Annotated in this window: 15 protein-coding genes and 1 pseudogene; 8 read left to right on the top strand and 8 right to left on the bottom strand. The window is 72.8% G+C overall.

Annotated elements, in window-relative coordinates; all coding sequences use genetic code 11:
* Positions 1–214: 214 nt before the first annotated feature.
* Positions 215–778: a hypothetical protein gene (locus AB852_RS22395; RefSeq protein ID WP_245876871.1), complete on the bottom strand. Its 564-nt coding sequence runs from the start codon at positions 776–778 to the stop codon at positions 215–217.
* Positions 779–1,013: 235 nt separating this feature from the next.
* Positions 1,014–1,898 carry a 3-methyl-2-oxobutanoate hydroxymethyltransferase gene (gene panB, locus AB852_RS22390; protein ID WP_073791475.1) on the bottom strand — a complete coding sequence of 295 codons (885 nt, stop codon included), beginning with the start codon at positions 1,896–1,898 and terminating at the stop codon, positions 1,014–1,016.
* Positions 1,899–2,227: 329 nt separating this feature from the next.
* Here panB and AB852_RS22385 point away from each other — a divergent pair, with 329 nt between their 5' ends.
* From AB852_RS22385 to AB852_RS22375, 3 genes and pseudogenes are all read left to right on the top strand, one after another.
* The gene (locus AB852_RS22385) at positions 2,228–3,781 is read left to right on the top strand and encodes an MFS transporter (RefSeq protein WP_073791472.1); all 1,554 of its coding nucleotides are present in this window, start codon (positions 2,228–2,230) and stop codon (positions 3,779–3,781) included.
* An 863-nt stretch (positions 3,782–4,644) separates the two neighbouring features.
* Positions 4,645–5,220: a TetR/AcrR family transcriptional regulator gene (locus tag AB852_RS22380; RefSeq protein ID WP_073791469.1), complete on the top strand. Its 576-nt coding sequence runs from the start codon at positions 4,645–4,647 to the stop codon at positions 5,218–5,220.
* A 289-nt stretch (positions 5,221–5,509) separates the two neighbouring features.
* Positions 5,510–6,446: pseudogene (locus AB852_RS22375) on the top strand (endonuclease/exonuclease/phosphatase family protein).
* Between the two features lie 41 nt (positions 6,447–6,487).
* Here the strand turns inward: AB852_RS22375 and AB852_RS22370 are convergent.
* On the bottom strand, positions 6,488–8,254 hold the full coding sequence (locus tag AB852_RS22370; protein WP_073791466.1) for an NAD+ synthase: 1,767 nt from the start codon (positions 8,252–8,254) through the stop codon (positions 6,488–6,490).
* A gap of 216 nt (positions 8,255–8,470) precedes the next feature.
* On the opposite strand from AB852_RS22370, the gene AB852_RS22365 reads away from it, so the two are divergent.
* Positions 8,471–9,199, top strand: coding sequence for a DUF998 domain-containing protein (locus AB852_RS22365; protein WP_073791464.1), 729 nt, complete (start codon positions 8,471–8,473; stop codon positions 9,197–9,199).
* Positions 9,187–10,029, top strand: a complete 843-nt coding sequence (locus tag AB852_RS22360; RefSeq protein WP_073791461.1) for an alpha/beta fold hydrolase — start codon at positions 9,187–9,189, stop codon at positions 10,027–10,029. Before AB852_RS22365 ends, AB852_RS22360 begins: the two co-directional genes overlap by 13 nt.
* Positions 10,030–10,087: 58 nt before the next feature.
* Here AB852_RS22360 and AB852_RS22355 read toward each other — a convergent pair whose 3' ends face one another.
* Positions 10,088–11,449 carry a glutamine synthetase family protein gene (locus AB852_RS22355; protein ID WP_073791459.1) on the bottom strand — a complete coding sequence of 454 codons (1,362 nt, stop codon included), beginning with the start codon at positions 11,447–11,449 and terminating at the stop codon, positions 10,088–10,090.
* A 326-nt stretch (positions 11,450–11,775) separates the two neighbouring features.
* Between AB852_RS22355 and AB852_RS22350 the strand changes: the two genes are divergently transcribed.
* The gene (locus AB852_RS22350; RefSeq protein ID WP_079184837.1) at positions 11,776–12,546 is read left to right on the top strand and encodes a thioredoxin-like domain-containing protein; all 771 of its coding nucleotides are present in this window, start codon (positions 11,776–11,778) and stop codon (positions 12,544–12,546) included.
* Positions 12,543–13,178, top strand: coding sequence for a DUF305 domain-containing protein (locus AB852_RS22345; RefSeq protein ID WP_073791453.1), 636 nt, complete (start codon positions 12,543–12,545; stop codon positions 13,176–13,178). Before AB852_RS22350 ends, AB852_RS22345 begins: the two co-directional genes overlap by 4 nt.
* A gap of 27 nt (positions 13,179–13,205) precedes the next feature.
* Here AB852_RS22345 and AB852_RS22340 read toward each other — a convergent pair whose 3' ends face one another.
* The gene (locus AB852_RS22340) at positions 13,206–13,643 is read right to left on the bottom strand and encodes a VOC family protein (RefSeq protein ID WP_073791450.1); all 438 of its coding nucleotides are present in this window, start codon (positions 13,641–13,643) and stop codon (positions 13,206–13,208) included.
* Positions 13,644–13,686: 43 nt separating this feature from the next.
* Complete coding sequence (locus AB852_RS22335) at positions 13,687–14,199, bottom strand: pyridoxamine 5'-phosphate oxidase family protein (protein ID WP_073791447.1); 513 nt, start codon at positions 14,197–14,199, stop codon at positions 13,687–13,689.
* Positions 14,200–14,527: 328 nt separating this feature from the next.
* Between AB852_RS22335 and AB852_RS22330 the strand changes: the two genes are divergently transcribed.
* A complete protein-coding gene (locus AB852_RS22330) occupies positions 14,528–17,566 on the top strand; it encodes a bifunctional [glutamine synthetase] adenylyltransferase/[glutamine synthetase]-adenylyl-L-tyrosine phosphorylase (RefSeq protein ID WP_073791445.1) in 3,039 nt (1,012 codons plus the stop codon).
* Positions 17,567–18,174: 608 nt separating this feature from the next.
* Here AB852_RS22330 and AB852_RS22325 read toward each other — a convergent pair.
* On the bottom strand, positions 18,175–19,110 hold the full coding sequence (locus AB852_RS22325; RefSeq protein ID WP_073791442.1) for a phosphatase PAP2 family protein: 936 nt from the start codon (positions 19,108–19,110) through the stop codon (positions 18,175–18,177).
* 103 nt (positions 19,111–19,213) lie between these two features.
* Positions 19,214–20,254 carry a LacI family DNA-binding transcriptional regulator gene (locus AB852_RS22320; protein ID WP_073791730.1) on the bottom strand — a complete coding sequence of 347 codons (1,041 nt, stop codon included), beginning with the start codon at positions 20,252–20,254 and terminating at the stop codon, positions 19,214–19,216.
* Between the last annotated feature and the right edge of the window lie 167 nt (positions 20,255–20,421).

The following is a 20,421-nucleotide window of genomic DNA, read 5'->3' as shown; positions in this document are numbered from 1 at the left end:
GAGGGACGTCCGACCGAGCGCGTTGGAGCGAGGACGGAGAATCCCGACCGGCACCGACCCGAAGAGCAAACAGATGGCGCCCCAAAGGGGCGCGGGGAACTGCGCACCCCACGAGCGACGGCACAGGAACAAGTGCCCAAGGCCGGACAGACCTCAGAAGCGCAAGCGAAGGCGACCCGCACAAGAGACCAAGAGGCGCCCCCCCGGCAAGGGGTCAGGCGACGACGTTCACGATCGTGCCGACGGGCGCGAACTTCCACATCGCGGCCCCATCGGCAACCTTCTGCCGGACCGCCGCGGTCTGCACCCCGAGATCCGTCTCGGGCCGCGCCCCGTCCACCGCGTTGGAGAACGCCACGGTCAGCCCGGAACTCTTCGCGAAGTAGATGATGTTCGCGACCTTCACCCCGTCGGTCCCCGTCCCGGACGGCAGCCGGGAGGACACCTTGTGCGCGCCGACAGGCGGATGCACGGACCCGGGCCACACGGCGAACGTCCGCGACACCTTGTCCCGCGCCTCCACGAGCCACACCCGCCGCTGCTCCAGGGAGTACACGACCCGGTGTCCCTCGCCGGAGGCGGCAGGCACCGCGGGCACCTTCGGCTTCGCGTCCTCGGGCCGCTGCTGAGGCTTCTTCGACGCGGACCCCGCGGGACCCGCGTCGGTCCGGCCCCCGGGCATCGGCTCGGCCCGTACGGCCAGCCCGACCACCACGACCAGCGCGGCGCAGAGCAGCCCGGTGACCCAGGCCCATGAGGGCAGTCGACGCGCAGACACCCGGGAAATCCTCCTCGAACCAGGCGGGGCGGCAGGCCACAGGCCTGAACGCAAGACACCCGCGGTCACGACGGACGGCGGGAGGATGATCCTACCGTCAGCGGGGGAGCTCCCCGCCGGGCACCCGGGAACGGCGACAGCCCGCCGACGGGGGAAGATCGACGGGCTGCCCTGGTGCCGCAGTGGTTCGGACGCGGCCCGGCGCGCGGCCGGGCCGCGGGTACGGCGGGTACCGCTAGTGCACGGAGTGCTCCTCCGCCGGGAAGACCCCGCCGACGACCTCGTCGGCGAACGTGCGCGCGGCGTCACCGATGACGGACCGCAGCTCGGCGTACTGCTTCACGAACCGCGGCATCCGCCCGCCCGTGAGGCCCAGCATGTCGGTCGCGACCAGCACCTGCGCGTCGGTCTCGACCCCCGCGCCGATCCCGACGGTCGGGATGTGCAGCGTCCGGGTCACCTCGGCGGCCAGCACCGCGGGCACCAGCTCCAGCACGACCGCGAAGGCGCCCGCGTCCTGGACGGCCTTGGCGTCGCGCAGCAGCTGCTGCGCGGCCTCCTCACCGCGGCCCTGCACGCGGTAGCCCATGGTGTTCACGGACTGCGGGGTGAGCCCCACATGCGCCATCACCGGGATACCGGACTCCACGATCAGCTCGATCTGCCGGTGCGAACGCTCGCCGCCCTCCAGCTTCACGGCCCCCACACCCGCGTCCTTGACCAGCCGCATCGCGTTGCGCAGCGCCTGGGTCGGACCCTCCTGGTACGAGCCGAACGGCAGATCACCGACGATCAGGGCACGCTTGGTGCCCCGGACGACGGCCGCGGACAGCATCGTCATCTCGTCCATGGTGACCGGCACGGTCGTCTCGTAGCCGAGGTGGACGTTGCCCATCGAGTCCCCGACGAGCAGGACGGGTATCCCGGCCTCGTCGAAGACGGACGCGGTCATCGCGTCGTACGCGGTGAGCATGGGCCACTTCTCGCCGCGCTCCTTGGCGACGGTGATGTCACGCACGGTGATGCGGCGGTTCCCCTTGCCGCCGTACAGCGTCTTCACGCTGTCGGACGGGGCGCCGGCCTCCTGGGCGGGCGTACGGGCAGCCGAGAGTTGCGTCATCGCAACGGCTCCTTCATGTCATCTCGAGGCGCCCTAACGGCGTCCCCGGACCGTCTCCATGGTGGCACTTCGTGCGGCCCGGCGAAAGTGCGGTACCGGTCCCGGGGGTCCGAGGGGGCCCGGTGGGGGCCGGACACGGTGGTGGTTCCCGGTTCGCGCCCGGCCGACTCCCGGGACCCGGGTGCCGTACGTCACCCGGGCCCGGCAGCCGCTCCCGTACCGCGCGGGCGCCGGGTCCGGCCCGTCCGGGCCGGAGCGGACCGTAAAGTTCTGGCCAGGAGAACGAGATACGAGACGGTCCCGTATCGGAACATCCCTACGCTCGGGCCATGACCACACCTGCCGACCTCGCGCCGCGGGTCCCTGAGGCCGTGCACCGCAGACGCTGGGCCGTCCTGGGCGTACTGATGCTCAGCCTGATGATCGTCGTCCTCGACAACTCGATCCTCAATGTCGCCGTCAGGACCATCTCCACCCCCGCGCCCACCGGCCTCGGCGCGACCCAGGGGGAGCTGGAATGGGCGATCAACTCCTACACCCTCGTCTTCGCGGGACTGCTCTTCTCCGCGGGGCTCCTCGGTGACCGGCTCGGCCGCCGCAAGGTCCTCGTCGCCGGGATGCTGGTGTTCGGCATCGCCTCCGCGCTCGCCGCGCAGTCGGGCTCACCGGCCGAGCTGATCGCGTTCCGCGCGGTGATGGGGCTCGGCGCCGCGTTCGTGATGCCCGCGACGCTCGCCATCCTGATGAACGTCTTCGAACGCGACGAACAGCCCAAGGCCATCGGTATCTGGGCGGGCGGGGTCGGCCTCGCGATAGCCATCGGCCCGATCACCGGCGGCGTCCTGCTCGACCACTTCTGGTGGGGCTCGGTGTTCCTCGTCAACGTACCCATCGTGGTCGTCGCCATCGCCCTGCTGCTGTTCCTGGTACCCGACTCCCGCGATCCGGCGCCCGGCCGGATCGACCCCTTCGGTGTGCTGCTCACCGTGGTCGGTCTGGTGCTGCTGGTGTACGGCATCATCGAGGGCGGCGAACGCGCGGACTTCACCGACCCCGGTGTCCTCGCGACCATCGGCGCGGGGGTCGCGGTGCTCGGCCTCTTCGTCTGGTACGAGATCCGCAGCGACCATCCGGCCATCGACATGCGGTACTTCCGCGACAAGGTGTTCTCGGCCGCGATCACCGCGATAGCGCTGGTCTTCTTCGCGCTGATGGGTGTCACCTTCTTCTCCGTCTTCTACACCCAGAGCGTGCGCGGCTACTCGCCGCTCCAGACCGGGCTGCTCATGCTGCCGCTCGCCCTCGCCCAGCTCTTCTTCGCGGCCCGCGCGCGGCATGTGGTCGACCGGTTCGGCTACCGTGCCGTGACCACGGGCGGGCTGCTGCTGATCGCGGCGACGCTGGCGGCGTTCCTGCTCTTCGACCACGACACCCCCGTCTGGGTGATGGAGGTCGTGTTCTTCCTGATGGGCGCGGGGATGGCCCATGTGATGACACCGACGAGCGTCGTCATCATGCAGACCCTGCCGAGGGAGAAGGCGGGTTCCGCGTCCGCCCTCAGCAATACGTTCCGGCAGGTCGGCGGGGCGCTGGGGATCGCGGTGCTCGGGTCCGTGCTGTCGACCGCGTACCGGTCGGGCATCGAGGACGAGCTCGCCTCCCTGCCGGAGGGTTCGCGGCACGCGGCGGGGTCGTCGATCGAGGCGACGCTGGCCGTCGCGGGGCGGATGGGGGCGGACGGGGGGTCGTCGCTCGCGGGGGCGGCGCGGGACGCGTTTCTGGACGCGATGCATGTCACTGCCGTGTGGGGGGCGGGGATCGCGGCCCTCGGCGCGGTGGTCACCCTCCTCTTCCTCCCCGGCCGCACCCCCACCCGGCGCTGACGCCCCTCGGGTTCCCTGTGCTGGGCGTACTTGTTCCCGCGCGGGTCGCCTTCGCTTGCGCTCCCGAAGTCTGTCCGGGTGGGCGCGGTTGTTCCTGTGCCGTCGCTCGTGGGTTGTGCGCAGTTCCCCGCGCCCCTTTGGGGCGCATCCGGTTTGTTCTTCGGGTCGGTGCCGGTCGGGATTCTCCGTCCTCGATCCGACACGCTCGGTAAGTCGTTGCGTGGTCCGACTGAAGAGCATCGGAGTCTGCGGGCAGAGATTCCCGCCCACCCCCTCCCGCAGCCATGCGACTGCACGAGGAGAGGAGTGCCCCTCAAGGGGCGCGGGGAACTGCGCGAAAACGAGGACCGGCCCGCACCCGAAGAGCGACCGCAAGAGGGCAGCATCCAGGGGCGCGGGGAACTGCGCAAAAGGCGAGGGCGACCCGCACCGCAGAAGCGACCGCAGGGGGCAGCATCCAGGGGCGCGGGGAACTGCGCACCCACGGAGCGACGGCACGGGAACAAGCCCGCCCAGCCGGACAGACCGGGGAAGCGCGAGCGAAGGCGACCCGCGGGGAACTGCGCGAAAGGCGAGGGCGACCCGCACCGCAGAAGCGACCGCAGGGGGCAGCATCCAGGGGCGCGGGGAACTGCGCACCCACGGAGCGACGGCACAGGAACGGAGTACGCCCACCCGGACAGACCTCGGAAGCGCAAGCGAAGGCGGCCCGCGGGGAACTGCGCACCCACGGACGTACCCGCACGGGAACAGGTACGCCCAGCCGGACAGACCGGGGAAGCGCGAGCGAAGGCGGCCCGCACGGGGACGGGTAGGTTCAGGGCGGGGTACTCGGAGGCGCGAGCGAAGGCGGTGAGGCGAAGGTGGGACGGCCGCGCAGCGAGGGGGTCGAGCGGGCCATCCTGGACGGCGTGGTCGGACTGCTGGAGGAAGGCGTACCGCTCGCGGACATCAGCATCGAACGTGTCGCCCGCACCGCCCGCGTGGGCAAGGCCACGATCTACCGCCGCTGGCCCGGCAGGGAGGAACTCTTCGTCGAGGTTCTGCGCCGCGCCGAGCCCCCGGACCCGCCCCTCACCGGCGGGTCCGTCCGCGAGGACCTGATCACCCTGCTGGAGAGCCTGCGGCTGCGCGGTGTCGCGAACCGCTCGTCCACCCTGCTGTGCAACGTCCACGCCCAGATGAAGAGCCATCCGCGGCTGTGGAGCACGTACCACGCCCTGGTGATCGAACCCCGCCGCCGGATGTCCGTCGAGGTGCTGCGGCGGGGCCAGCGGACCGGTGAGATCCGTACCGATCTGGACCTGGACCTGATGCACGACCTGTTCGTCGGCCCGATGCTCGTCCGTACCGTCGTCCGGCCGGAGGGGGATCTGCCGGAGGAACTCGCCGCTCAGATCGTGGACGTGGTACTGGCGGGTCTGCGTCCGGCGCAGTAGTCTCGCCGCGCCCGGTACGTATGTGCGCGTTTTGTCACAGTGAGCGCATGCCACCCCCGTGCCGGAACTCCCGCCGGGTGCTTCTTCGTCATGGTGCCCGTACAGCCGTCAGGGAGCGGCGGGAACAGCAGCGTTCATCGCCTAGGGTCAATGGTGGCGGTAACGAAGTGCACGGCAGGCAGTGAGGCGACGGAATGGCGCAGCAGGCATACGCGACGGACACGGACAGCCGCGAAGGCGATGCGAGAACCGGCCGTCCTGTGTCCCGACTGCGCCGGCTGTTCTCCGGATGGCGCGGCGACCCCGGGATCTGGCGGCGCGGACTGGTCCTCACGGCGTTCGCCCTTCTGCTCGCGCTGGTGATGGTGCTGCACGCGCAGATCCCCAACTCGCTGGGCAACCTGGGCAGCCTGAACGAGACGTTCCTGCCCTGGGTGGGCGCCCTGCTGCCGCTGTTGATGCTGTGCGGGCTGCTGCGCAAGTCGGCGATCGCGATGATCGCGGTACTTGTTCCGGCCATCGTGTGGCTGAACCTGTTCGGCGGGCTGGTCACCGACAAGACCGGTACCGGCGGTGACCTCACCGTCGTCACGCACAACGTCAACGCGGGCAACCCCGACCCGGAGGGCACCGCGCGCGAGGTGGCCGCCTCGGGCGCGGACGTCGTCGCGCTGGAGGAACTCACCGCGCAGGCCGTCCCCGTGTACGAGCGGGCCCTCGCGAAGACCTTCCGCTACCACGAGGTCGAGGGCACGGTGGGGGTGTGGAGCAAGTACCCGCTGAGCGCGACCGCGCCCGTGGACATCAAGCTCGGCTGGACCCGCGCGATGCGGACCACGGTGGCCACCCCCGAAGGGCCCGTCGCCGTGTACGCCGCGCATCTCCCGTCGGTACGGGTGAAGGTGAACGCCGGTTTCACGGCGAGCCGTCGTGACCAGAGCGCCGACGCGCTCGGGGCGGCCATCGCCGTGGAGCGGGTGGAGCGGGTGATCCTGCTCGGGGACCTCAACGGCACCATGAACGACCGTGCCCTGAAGGCGATCACCGCGCAGATGCGTTCCACCCAGGGCGCGTCGGGCAGCGGGTTCGGCTTCAGCTGGCCCGCCGCGTTCCCGATGGCGCGTATCGACCAGATCCTGGTGAAGGACGTCGAGCCGGTGACGTCCTGGACGCTGCCGCGCACCGCGAGCGACCACCTGCCGGTGGCCGCCCGCGTCGGTCTGTAACGCGCCGTCCGTAAGGGCTTCGGTCCGGGAGGGCGGGGGGCCTACTCGGGTGCCTCGCCCGTCTCGCGCCAGCGGTTGGTGATCGGCAGCCGGCGGTCCTTGCCGAAGCCCTTCGCCGAGATCTTGGTGCCCGGCGGGTACTGCCGCCGCTTGTACTCGGCGGTGTCGGTCATCCGCAGGATGCGGGTCACCAGCTCCGCGTCGAAACCGGCCGCCACGATGCTGTCGGCGCCCTGGTCCCGGTCCACGTACCGCTCCAGCACGGCGTCCAGCACCGGGTAGTCCGGCAGGGAGTCCGTGTCGACCTGGTCCGGGCGCAGTTCCGCGCTCGGCGGCTTGGTGATCGAGTTCTCGGGGATCGGCGGGGTCTGACCGCGCTGCGCGGCGGCCCGGTTGCGCCACTCGGCGAGCCGGAACACCGTCGTCTTGTACACGTCCTTGATGGGTCCGTACGCGCCCACCGAGTCGCCGTACAGCGTCGAGTACCCCACGGCCAGCTCGGACTTGTTGCCCGGCGCCAGCACGATGTGGCCCTCCTGGTTGGACACCGACATCAGCAGGGTGCCGCGCAGCCGGGACTGGAGGTTCTCCTCGGCGAGCCCGGTCAGCTCCAGCGACGCCATGTACGTGTCGAACATCGGCCCGATCGGCACCGTACGGAAGTTGAGGCCGGTGCGCCGGGCCAGTTCCGCCGCGTCGCCCCTGGAGTGCTCGGAGGAGTACTTCGACGGCATCGACACCCCGTACACGTTCTGCGCGCCGAGCGCGTCGCACGCGATCGCCGCGACCAGCGCCGAGTCGATACCGCCCGAGAGGCCGATGAGCACGGAACGGAAGCCGTTCTTCGCGACATACGCCCGCAGGCCCACCACGAGCGCCGAGTAGATCTCCTCGTCGTCGTCGAGGCGGTCCGCGTAGCCGCCGGTCAGCTCCGCCGGATACGCGGGCAGCGGCTCCTCGGACAGGATCAGCCGGTCGATCCGCAGTCCGTCGTCCACCACACCGGTGACGGGGTCCGCGGCCGCCGCGGGCAGCTCCAGGTCGAGGACGACACAGCCCTCCGCGAACTGCGGGGCGCGCGCGATGACCTCGCCGTCCTTGTCCACGACGATCGAGTCACCGTCGAAGACCAGCTCGTCCTGGCCGCCGATCATCGCCAGGTACGCGGTGGTGCACCCGGCTTCCTGGGCGCGCTTGCGGACCAGTTCGAGCCGGGTGTCGTCCTTGTCGCGCTCGTACGGCGACGCGTTGATCGACAGCAGCAGCCCCGCCCCGGCGGACCGGGTCGCGGGCACCCGGCCGCCGTCCTGCCACAGGTCCTCGCAGATCGCCAGCGCCACGTCCACGCCGTGGACCCGGACCACCGGCAGGGTGTCGCCCGGCACGAAGTACCGGAACTCGTCGAAGACCCCGTAGTTCGGCAGATGGTGCTTGGCGAACACCAGCGCCACCTCACCGCCGTGCAGCACGGCGGCGGCGTTGCGCGGGGCGCCCGCGGGCTGGCCGTACCTCGGCTGCGCCGTCTCGGAACGGTCCAGATAGCCGACGATCACCGGGATGGCGCCGAAGCCTTCCCCGGCGAGCCGCCGCGCGAGGTCCCGCAGCGCGGTACGGGAGGCGTCCACGAAGGACGAGCGCAGGGCCAGGTCCTCGACGGGATACCCCGTCAGGGCCATCTCCGGGAACGCGATGACATGCGCTCCCTGCTCGGCCGAGTGCCGGGTCCAGCGGAGGATCGCCTCCGCGTTCTCGGCGAGGGCACCGACGGTGGAGTCGATCTGGTTCAGGGCGAGACGAAGTTGAGGCACGGGCCCAGTGTAATCGTCACTCCGACGCGATGTGCTGGCCGGATGCCCGGAGCGTCCCCTTCCCCCGTCCGGCACCCGTCCCCACCCCCCGTCCGGCGGCCCTCCCCACCCTCGCCCCGGCACCTGCCCCACCCCCGTCCGGCCGGGCCCCGCGCAGGCCACGCGGGGGGCGCCGCCGACCGCGCGGGCGGACCCCCGGTACCCCAGGATGAATCCATGCCGATCCGCGCAGCGTCCCGCACCGGCCCCCGTACGACCGCCCTGCTGACCGCCGCCGGAACCCTCGCCTACAGCGCCTGGCTGCTGGAGGCCGTCCTGCCCACCGGGCTGCCGCGCGCCACGGCGTACGTCAGCGAGCTCGCCGCCGAGGGCGAGCCCTTTTCCGCGCTGTTCCGCGCCACGGACCTGCTCGCCGGGCTGCTGCTGCTCACCGCGGCGCTGCTGGGCCTGCTGCGCCCCTCGGCGCGGCTGCCCTGGGCGGAGGGCCGCCCCTGGACCCTCGTCGGCTGGTCGGCCCTCGCGCTGTTCGCCGCGGCGACCGTCGCGGACTCCCGGCTGCCCCTGAGCTGCACACCCACCATGGACGCGGGCTGCGCGGAGCGCGAGCACAGCGGGCTGGTGCCGCTGACCCATTCGGCCCATCTGGTGACCAGCGCCACGGCGACGGCCGCCGCCCTGCTCACCGCCGTCGCCCTGACGGTGGCGGCCCGCCGCTACGGCATCGGGGGACCGGTGGCCCGCGCGGGCACGGTCCTGGTGGCCGCCCAGCTCGCCGCCACCGGGTGGACCCTGGGCGCGGTGTGGGCGTTCGGCGAGGGCCTCGGCAGCTGGGGCCTCGGCGTGGCCCAGCGGCTCCAGCTCGTCCTGCTGGCGCTGTGGCTCGTCGTGTTCGCCCGCACGCTCGCGCGCCGCCCGGACGAGGGGCGGCCCCGGTGGCCTTCGTGACGGTCGGGGGCACCGCCGTGCACACCGTGGTCGACGGCAGCGGTCCGGTGTGTGTGCTCGCCGCGGGGCTCGGGATGGCCTGGTTCGACTGGGACCCGGTGGTGGAGCTGCTGGCGCCGCACCGCACCGTCGTCCGCTTCGACCGGCCCGGCCTCGGACTGAGCGCCCCCGCGCCCGGCCCGCCGGACCCGGCCGCCGAGGCGGACCGCTTCGGCGGGGTCCTGGACGCGCTGGGCCTCACCGGCCCGGCGACCGTCGTGGGTCACTCGCTGGCGGGCTTCCACGCGGAGTCCTTCGCCCGCCGCCACCCCGCGCGGGTGAACGCCCTGGTCCTGCTGGACACCAGCCTGGAGGAACGTCCGGTGCCCCGGCGGCCCTCACCGGTCCCGGACCTCGCCGTCCGCGCGGGTGTCACGGCCCTGTGCCGCGCGGGCGTCCCGTACGCGCTCGGGCCCGCGCTGCGGCGGCTGACGATCCGCGCGGGCCGCCTCGGCGGCGCCCCCGACCCGGCCCCGCCGGAGCTGGTCAGGGCCGTGTACCGGACGAGCCGGACCGCCCGCGCGATCGCCGCCGAGCACCTCACCTACCCCGAGGCGGCCCTGTACCTGGCCGCCCTGCGCCGCACCCACGCCCTGCCCGCCGGCCTCCCGGTGACGGTCCTCGCCGCCGCCCGCGCCACCGCCGGACCGGACCCGTGGCTCACCCGCCAGCGGGCCCTGGCGAAGGCCCTGGCGGCCCGCTTCCGGGTCGCGGCCCCCGCGGGCCACTTCCTGACGCTGGACCGCCCGGCGGACGTGGCCGACGCGATCCGCGCCGCCACCGCCCGCTGACACCCGGCACCCGTGCCGCACGGGGCTGCTGACGCCCCGGCACCGGTGCCGTACGGGGCTACAGCACCGGCAGGTTCTTGCGCAGCTCGAACGCCGTCACCTCGGAGCGGTACTCCTCCCACTCCTGCTTCTTGTTGCGCAGGAAGAAGTCGTACACATGCTCGCCGAGCGTCTCGGCGACGAGTTCGCTGCGCTCCATCAGCCAGATCGCCTCGCCCAGGTTCTGCGGCAGCGGCTCGATGCCCATCGCGCGGCGCTCCGCGTCGGACAGCGCCCACACGTCGTCGTCGGCGCCCGGAGGCAGTTCGTAGCCCTCCTCGATGCCCCGCAGACCCGCGCCGAGCAGCACGGCGTACGCCAGGTACGGGTTGGCGCCGGAGTCCAGCGAACGGACCTCCACCCGCGCCGAACCGGTCTTCCCCGGCTTGTACATGGGCACCCGGATCAGCGCCGAACGGTTGTTGTGACCCCAGCAGATGTACGAGGGCGCCTCACCGCCCGCGCCCGCGGTGCGCTCCGAGCCGCCCCAGATCCGCTTGTACGAGTTGACCCACTGGTTGGTGACGGCGGAGATCTCCGCCGCGTGCCGCAGCAGCCCGGCGATGAAGGAGCGGCCCACCTTGGACAGCTGGTACTCGGCGCCCGACTCGTAGAAGGCGTTGCGGTCGCCCTCGAACAGCGACAGATGGGTGTGCATCCCGGAACCGGGGTGCTCGGAGAACGGCTTCGGCATGAATGTGGCCTGCACGCCCTGCTCCAGCGCCACCTGCTTCATCACCAGCCGGAACGTCATGATGTTGTCGGCGGTCGACAGCGCGTCGGCGTACCGCAGATCGATCTCCTGCTGGCCGGGGGCGCCCTCGTGATGGCTGAACTCGACGGAGATGCCCATCGACTCCAGCATGGTGATGGCCTGCCGGCGGAAGTCCATACCGACGTTCTGCGGGGTGTGGTCGAAGTAGCCGGAGTTGTCGGCGGGCGTCGGCCGCGAGCCGTCCAGCGGCTTGTCCTTCAGCAGGAAGAACTCGATCTCCGGGTGCGTGTAGAACGTGAACCCGAGGTCGGACGCCTTCGCCAGCGCCCGCTTCAGCACGTACCGCGGGTCGGCGAACGACGGCGAGCCGTCCGGCATCAGGATGTCGCAGAACATCCGGGCCGTGCCCGGCGCCTCCGCGCGCCACGGCAGCACCTGGAACGTCCCCGGGTCCGGCTTGGCGATCATGTCCGACTCGTACACCCGGGCGAAGCCCTCGATGGCCGAGCCGTCGAAACCGATGCCCTCGTCGAACGCCTGCTCCAGCTCCGCGGGGGCGACCGCGACGGACTTCAGGAAGCCCAGCACATCCGTGAACCACAGGCGTACGAAACGGATGTCGCGCTCCTCCAGGGTCCGGAGCACGAATTCCTGCTGCTTGTCCATTGTCGACTTCCACCCATCCTTGCCGGTCAGGCCGCGTGCGCCGGGGCCGCGAGGGCGAGTCCGGGGCACGAGCATCCCACCACACGGTTTCCGGCACGTTGCGGACCTCCGTCGGACGCTCCGCGGCCGGGCCGTGTACCGCGGTCCTGTGCCCATACTGCCTGCTGATCCGGACGTCCGTAACGGCCGGGCCCACCGGCGGGTCCCTACCGGCCACCGCGTGGCCGCCACGCGCGGGTGATGTCCGGCCGATACGCCGACGGCGGACCCCGTCCGCACTACGATCAGCGGGCCCGTACGTCCCCGCAGGCCCCTAAGGACACCTCATGGGTTCCCCCACTCCTCCTCGCCCCGTCGACCCCCGGGCCCACATGGAGCAACTGCGCCGCGCCGAGCACGCCCGGCGGCGCCGCACCCGGGCCCTGCTGGCCGCGGGCGCCGCGGCCCTGGTCCTGACCCTCGGCGTGGGCGGCGCGCTGCTCGCGAACGCCACGGACAGCGGCGGCGGTGGCGACCGGGCCCCGGCGGCCCGCGACGGCGCCGCCCGGGAGGACTCCGGGGACGGGAAGAACCCCGGGGAGGCACCGCACCCCGCGCACCCGGGCGAGGCGCACCCCGGAGAGGCCGCACCGGGGGAGGCGGCGAAGCCCCGGCCGCCCGCGGGTGTCCGCTCCTGGGACGCGTCGAAGCTCGGCCGCGACCATGTGAGCGGCAAGGTGTCCTACCCGATGACCCCGCCCGTCGGCGGCAACCACCACGACCGCTGGATGACCTGCGACGGCATCGTCTACGAGCGCCCCGTGCGCGACGAGAACGCGGTGCACTCCCTGGAGCACGGCGCCGTCTGGGTGACGTACTCCAAGAAGGCCCGCAAGGCCGACATCGCCGCGCTCGCCAACAAGGTCGGCAGGACCCCCTACACCCTGATGAGCCCGTACGACGGCCAGCGGGACCCGCTGACGCTCACCGCCTGGGGCAAGCAGCTCAGCGTCGACAGCGGCAAGGACCCGGCCGTCGACCGGTTCCTCGCCGCGTACGTCCAGGGCCCGCAGACCCCCGAGAAGGGCGCCACCTGCTCGGGCGGGCTCACCCGGTGAGGCGCCCGGGGCCGTTCGTGTCGGCCGCCCTCGCCGCGGCTGCCGTACTGGCCGCGCTCACCGTGGCCACCGCCGCCTCCTCGGGCCCCGCCCCGGCGCCCGCGCCCGCCGCCACCGCCCCGGCCGACGGGTCCGCCGACGCGGGCTTCGCCCGGGACATGGCCGTCCACCACCAGCAGGCCGTCGAGATGGCGTACCTCGTCCGCGACCGCACCGACGACGAGGACATCCGCGTCCTCGCCTACGACATCGCCCAGACCCAGTCCACCCAGCGGGGCATGCTGCTGGGCTGGCTGGACCTGTGGGAGCTGCCGACGGTGTCCGCCCGGGAACCCATGGCGTGGATGGGCATGACCCCCGACCCGCGCGACGTACGGGACGGGGCGCTGATGCCCGGCATGGCCACCCGCGCCCAGCTCGACGAACTGCGCGCGGCCCGCGGGAGGACCGCCGAAGCGCTGTTCCTGCGGCTCATGACCGACCATCACCGCGGCGGGGTCCATATGGCCGAGGGCTGTGTCCGCTCCTGCGCGGTCCCCGTCGGGAAGCGGCTCGCGCGGGGCATGGTCGACGGCCAGCGGTCCGAGATCGCCCGGATGGACGAACTGCTGCGCGCCCGCGCCGGCGGCTGAACCGCACGGCGGCCCGGCGCGGTCCCGTCAGGCCGTGTCGCGCTGCCGGGCGAGCAGTTCGTGCAGCGGCTCGGCGATCCGGGCCCGGTACTCCTGGACGGCCCAGCCGTTCCCGTCGGGATCGGTGAAGTACAGGAACGTCGCGCCGTCGCTGTCGCCGTACCGCTCGGGCCCGGTGACCTCCAGGCCCCGCCCGGTCAGCTCCGCGCGCGCCGCCTCGATGTCCGTGACGACGAGCTGGAGCCCGTGGTACCCACCGGGCCGCGCCTGCCCGGTGGGGGACGGCACCCCGTCCGTCAGGGCGATGGAGCACCCCGAGCCGGGCGGGGTCAGCTGCACGACCCGTGCGCCCGGCATCACCTCCATGTCCAGATCGACATGGAAACCGACCTTGTCCCGGTAGAAGGCCAGCGACCGGTCCACGTCCGTGACGGGCACGGTGATCACTTCCAGCGTCCAGTCCATACCGAGATCCTCATCCTGTCGGGGCGGCCCCGGCGCCCAGGGATCAGCGCAGCCGCCAGCGGGTCTGGCCGGACGGGTCGCCCTTGGCGAAGGCGAAGACGGTACGGGGCGCCACCCCGAACACCCACGCGGCGCCGCCGTCCCCGCTGAACGCCCCGTCCCGTACGTCGAACTTCCAGAACGAACCGTACGTCGCCTCCCAGGCCCCCGCGAGAGCACGCAGCCGGTCCTCGTCGGTGATCCGCACGGCCGTCCCCTCGACCACCACGTCGCAGCCCTCGTCCCAGGCCGCGTCCCCGGTGGTCAGCACGACCTCCGCGTTCCGCGCCAGATTGAGCGCCTTGCGTTCGGCCGGGCCCGTCGCGAAGTGCAGCACGCCGTCGCGCCAGACGGCGATCAGCGGGGTGACATGCGGACGGCCGTCCGGACGCACGGTCGAGATCCAGAAGGTCCGGGGCGCGGACAGCAGTTCCTCCACCCTCGCCCACGAGGTGGGTTCGGCGTCGGGGCTGCTGAAGTCGGTGTTGAGTTCGGCGCGCGGCGCGTCGGCGTTCATGGTGCGGCTCCTCGGTGGGCCCGGGGACTTCGTCCGCCCGGGAGAACCCGGCGGCCCGTCGTGGTCGATGGGGTCCCCGCACGGTGTGGACCGCGCGCACGGGCAAAACTCATCGGCCAGGACGTAGGCTCGGCGGTGACGACGCCGGACCGGGCCACGGTAACCACCGCGGACCCCGGCCGCGCCCGGAACAGGACACGGTGGCGGAATCACGCCGTGCCACGACCGGGAGCCGCACGGGCGGTGCCCGCGGCGGACGGGACACGAGAGAGGCGGCAGTTATGAGGGCCGGGGAGCCCGCGGGCACGGCGGTCAGGGGGCCGGGCGGATGACGGTGCCGCAAGGACGCCGGAGCAGCACCTTCACCCGGCTGCTGCGGCACGGCTTCACCGACCCCTCCACCGCCGAACGGCTGCTGGACGGCGAGGCGCTGGCCGCGGTACGCGCCGACCCGGTGCTGCTGGACGCGCTCGGCCGAGCCGCCGACCCGGACCTCGCGCTGCTGGGCCTCGTCCGGCTCGCCGAGGCCCAGCCCGACGCGCTCGCCCGCCGGGAACTGCTGGACACCCTGATCGCCGCGAAGCCCCTGCGGGACCGGCTGCTGGGGGTGCTCGGCGCGTCCGAGGCGCTCGCCGACCATCTGGCGCGCCACCCCCGCGACTGGCAGGCCCTCGTCACCTACGAGGCCCAGGACCTCCACCCCGGTGTCGAGGAGTTCACCCGGGGGCTCGCCGGAGCCACCGACCCGGTCTCCCTGCGGGTCGCCTACCGGCGCTGTCTGCTGTCGATCGCCGCCCGCGACGTGTGCGGGACCACCGACATCACCCAGACCGCCGCCGAACTCGCCGACCTCGCCACGGCCACCCTGCGCGCGGCCCTCGCCCTCGCCGCCGCCGCGGCCCCCGAGGACGCCGCCCTGTGCAGGCTCGCGGTCATCGCGATGGGCAAGTGCGGCGGCCATGAGCTGAACTACGTCTCCGACGTGGACGTCATCTTCGTCGCCGAACCCGCCGAACCGGCCGGGGACGACGGCGGAAACGGTCACGGCGACGGTCACGGCGGCGGCGGGGAGGCCGAGGCCCTGCGCGCCGCGACCCGGCTCGCCTCGCACATGATGCGGATCTGCTCCGAGACCACCGTCGAGGGCACCATCTGGCCCGTCGACGCCAACCTCCGCCCCGAGGGCCGCAACGGCCCCCTCGTCCGCACCCTCTCCAGCCATCTCGCCTACTACCAGCGCTGGGCCAAGACCTGGGAGTTCCAGGCCCTGCTGAAGGCCCGTCCGGTCGCCGGTGACCTGGAACTCGGCGCCCGGTACGTGGCCACCATCGCCCCCCTCGTCTGGCAGGCCGCCGAACGCGACAACTTCGTCGCCGACGTACAGAAGATGCGGCGCCGGGTGATCGAGAACATCCCGGCGGGCGAGGTCGACCGGGAACTGAAACTCGGCCCCGGCGGACTGCGCGACGTGGAGTTCGCCGTCCAGCTCCTCCAGCTCGTCCACGGCCGCGCCGACAGCTCCCTGCGCAGCGGCACCACCCTCGACGCGCTCGCCGCCCTCGCCCGCGGCGGCTACGTCGGCCGGGTCGACGCCACCCAGCTCGACGACGCCTACCGCTTCCTGCGCAGCCTCGAACACCGCATCCAGCTCTTCCGGCTGCGCCGCACCCATCTCGTCCCCGAGGACGACGCCGACCGGCGCCGCATCGGCCGCTCGCTGGGCATGCGCACCGAACCCCTCACCGACCTGGACCGGGCCTGGCGGCGCCACACCTCCGTCGTCCGCCGACTGCACGAGAAGCTGTTCTACCGCCCGCTGCTCGACGCCGTCGCCCAGCTCGCCCCCGGTGAGACCCGGCTCAGCACCGGAGCCGCCCGCGAACGCCTGGTTGCCCTCGGCTACGCCGACCCCGCCGCCGCGCTGCGCCATCTGGAGGCCCTCGCCTCCGGAGTCAGCCGCAAGGCCGCCATCCAGCGCACCCTGCTGCCGGTGCTGCTCGGCTGGTTCGCGGACTCCGCCGACCCGGACGCCGGGCTGCTGAACTTCCGCAAGGTCTCCGACGCGCTCGGCAAGACCCCCTGGTACCTGCGGCTGCTGCGCGACGAGGGCGCCGCCGCCGAGAACCTCGCCCGGGTGCTGTCCGCCGGACGGCTCGCCCCCGACCTGCTGATGCGGGCCCCCGAGGCGGTGGCCCTGCTCGGCGACCCGAGCGGGCTGCGCGTCCGGGACCGGGCCCCGCTGGAACAGGAGATGCTCGCCACCGTCCGCCGCGCCGACGGCGGCGAACAGGCCGTCCGCGCCGCCCGCGCCGTACGCCGCCGGGAGCTGTTCCGCACCACCGCCGCCGACATCGTCGCCTCCTACGGCACCGAGGACATGCCCGCCGTCGCCAACCAGGGCGCCCTCGTCGACCTCACCGGCGCCGCCGTGTCCGACCTCACCGCCGCGACCCTCGCGGGCACGCTGCGCGCGGTCGTCCAGGAGGGCTGGGGCGCGGAACTCCCCACCCGGTTCGCGATCATCGGGATGGGCCGTTTCGGCGGCCACGAACTGTCCTACGGGTCCGACGCCGACGTCCTGTTCGTCCACGCGCCCCGCGAGGGCGCGGACGAGCAGGAGGCCGCGAAGGCCGCGAGCGCCGTCGTCGCGGAGATGCGGCGGCTGCTCCAGCTCCCCAGCGCGGACCCGCCCCTGCTCATAGACGCGGACCTCCGTCCGGAGGGGAAGAACGGTCCGGTCGTACGGACCCTCAAGTCGTACGAGGCGTACTACCGCCGGTGGTCGCTGGTCTGGGAGGCGCAGGCGCTGCTGCGCGCGGAACCCGTCGCCGGGGACGTGGAACTGGGCCGGGGCTTCATCGAACTCATCGACCCGCTGCGCTACCCCGAAGGGGGGCCCGGGCCGGACGCCGTACGGGAGATCCGGCGGCTCAAGGCCCGGATGGAGTCCGAGCGGATGCCGCGCGGGGCGGACCCGACGCTGCACACCAAGCTGGGGCGCGGCGGGCTGTCCGATGTCGAGTGGACCGTCCAGCTGATGCAGATGCGGCACGGGTGGGAGGTGCCGGCGCTGCGCACCACCCGGACCCGGGCGGGGCTCGCGGCGGCCCACGCGGCGGGGCTGCTGGCCGCGGAGGACGCGGAGGTGCTGGACGAGGCGTGGGTGCTGGCCTCGCGGGTGCGCAACGCGGTGATGCTGGTGCGGGGGCGGGCCGGGGACACGTTTCCGTCCGACGGGCGGGAGCTGGGGGCGGTGGGACGCTATCTCGGGTACGGGCCGGGGCAGGTGGGCGCGATGCTCGACGACTACCGCCGCGTGACCCGACGCGCCCGAGCCGTCGTCGACGCCCTCTTCTACGACTCGTAGCGGGTCGCCCCGCCGGGTTGCCTGTGCGGGGCGTACTTCGTTCCTGTGCCGTCGCTCGTGGGTTTCGCGCAGTTCCCCGCGCCCCTTTGGGGCGCGTTCTGTTTGTTCTTCGGGTCGGTGCCGGTCGGGATTCTCCGTCCTCGATCCGACACGCTCGGTAACACGTTCAGTGACCCGACTGAAGAGCATCGGAGTCTGCGAGCAGAGATTCCCGCCCACCCCCTCCCGCAGCAGCGCGCCCGCACGAGGAGGGTGCCGAAAAGCAACAGCAAGGGGCGGAGGCGCCCCCAAAGGGGCGCGGGGAACTGCGCAAAAGACGAGGGCGGACCCGCACCCGAAGAGCGACCGCAAGGGGGCAGCACCTCAGGGGCGCGGGGAACTGCGCACCCCCGGACTACCTGTGCAGGGACAAGTACGCACAGGTGTGGAACCTCAGGGGCGCGGGGAACTGCGCACCCCCGGACCACCTGTGCAGGGACAAGTACGCACAGGTGTGGAACCTCAGGGGCGCGGGGAACTGCGCGAAACCACCGGGCGACGGCACAGGAACGAAGTACGCCCAGCCGGACAGACCCAGGGCGGCCCCCAGCCCGGGGAAACCGCAGGGGTCAGCGGCGGGCCACCACGGAACCGCCGCCCGCCGGGAGCACCTCGCGGGGAAGGCGGGAGGGCCACTCCCCGTACCACGCACGTGCCACCGCGTAGCCGAACGCGAGACACACCATGCCGCCCACCGCGTCCAGCCAGAAGTGGTTCGCGGTCGCGACGATCACCACGAGCGTCACCACCGGGTACAGCAGCCCCAGCACCTTCGCCCACGGCACCTTCGCCAGGAAGAAGATCGTGAGGCCGCACCACAGCGACCACCCGATGTGCATGGACGGCATCGCGGCGTACTGGTTGGACATGTTCTTGAGGTCGCCGGAGGCCATGGAACCCCAGGTCTCATGGACCAGCACCGTGTCGATGAAGCCGCCCCCGGTCATCAGCCGGGGGGGCGCCAGGGGGTAGAGGTAGTACCCGAGCAGGGCCACCCCGGTCGTCGCGAACAGCACCGTGCGGGTCGCCGCGTACCGCCCGGGATGACTGCGGAACAGCCACACCAGGACACCGAGCGTCACGATGAAATGCAAGGTGGCGTAGTAGTAGTTCATGCCCACGATCAGCCACGTCACCGAGTCCACCGCGTGGTTGACGGACTTCTCGAAGGCCAGCCCCATGCTCGCCTGTACGTCCCAGATCCACTCGGCGTTCGCCATGGCCTGGGCCTTCTGCTCCGGTACGGCGTTGCGTACCAGTGAGTAGGTCCAGTAGCTCACGGCGATCAGCAGGATCTCGAACCACAGCCGGGGCCTGCGTGGTGCCCGCATCCGGTCGAGCAGCGCCTGTCGCGAGAACCGTCCCGCCCGCCCGGACCCACCGGTCCGGTCGGATGCCGGGGACCCGTCCGTGAGGGGTGCGCCGCCGTCCCGGGGAACGGACTGCTGACCCCCGCTGGCGGCCCCCTGTCGGCCTTCCAGTTGTGTCACGGTCGTCTCACCCATGAGGGAAGAGTCTGCCAGATGATGTGTCACGTCTGATCATCCCCCGGACGGGTTCCCTCCGCATGCTCTCCCCCTCACGGACTACGACGCGCCCCCGACGCCGTCAGGGGGAATCCGCGCCACCGCTCCGGCGCGCCGACGCGGTGGAGCCCCGGACCACCAGCTCCGGCATGAAGACGTACTCGCCGTACGGCGCGGGCGTCCCCCCGATCTCCTCCAGCAGGGCGCGGACGGCCGCCTGGCCCATCGCGGTCACCGGCTTGCGGACCGTGGTCAGCGGGGGATCGGTGAACGCGATCAGCGGGGAGTCGTCGAACCCGACGACGGACACGTCGTCGGGGACCGCGAGACCGCGCTGCCGGGCGGCCCGCACCGCGCCGAGCGCCATCATGTCGCTGGCGCAGACGATCGCCGTGCAGTCCCGGTCCAGCAGCGCCCCGGCCGCCGCCTGCCCGCCCTCCAGGGTGTACAGGGAGTGCTGGACCAGCCGCGCGGTGATGTCGTCCTCGGCCGTCCCGAGCCGTTCGTGGAGCGCCTGGACGAATCCCTCGGTCTTCCGCTGCACCGGTACGTACCGCCGCGGGCCGAGGGCGAGCCCGATCCGGGTATGGCCGAGGGCCACCAGATGGGTGACGGCCAGCCGGGTCGCCGCCCGGTCGTCGGGGGAGATGAAGGGCGCCCGAACCTTCGGCGAGAAGCCGTCCACCAGCACGAACGGCACCCCCTGGGCGCGCAGCCGCTCGTAGCGCGCCGGGTCGGCTGTGGTGTCCGCGTGCAGCCCCGAGACATAGATGATCCCGGCGACCCCCTGGTCGACCAGCATCGTGGTCAGCTCGTCCTCGGTGGAGCCGTCGGCGGTGCTGGTGACCAGGACCGGGGTGAGGCCCTGGCGGGTCAGGGCCTGGACGATCACCTGGGCCAGCGCCGGGAAGACCGGGTTGTCCAGCGCCGGGGTGACAAGTCCCACAAGTCCCGTACCGCGCCGGCGCAGCCGTACCGGGCGCTCGTAGCCGAGCACGTCGAGCGTGGCGAGCACGGACCGGCGGGTGGCCGCGGCGACCCCCGGCCGGTCGTTGAGCACCCGGCTGACGGTCGCCTCGCTGACCCCCGCCCGTGCCGCGATGTCGGCGAGCCGCGCGGTCACGGGCGGTGACGGCGCCGCCCGGGGGCGCGGGGGCCCGCCGGCCGGTCCGGGCACGGGGGCGGCGGTACGCGGCGCGGGGGGCTGCTGGCTCATCGGGCTCCCTGGGAGGTGGGCGGTGCCGTCGCGGGCACGGTGGCCGGCCCGCCCGCCGTACCCGCTCAACGTAT

This window comes from Streptomyces uncialis (assembly GCF_001905345.1).
Lineage (GTDB): Bacteria > Actinomycetota > Actinomycetes > Streptomycetales > Streptomycetaceae > Streptomyces > Streptomyces uncialis.
This window is presented reverse-complemented; position numbering and strand designations above follow the sequence as displayed.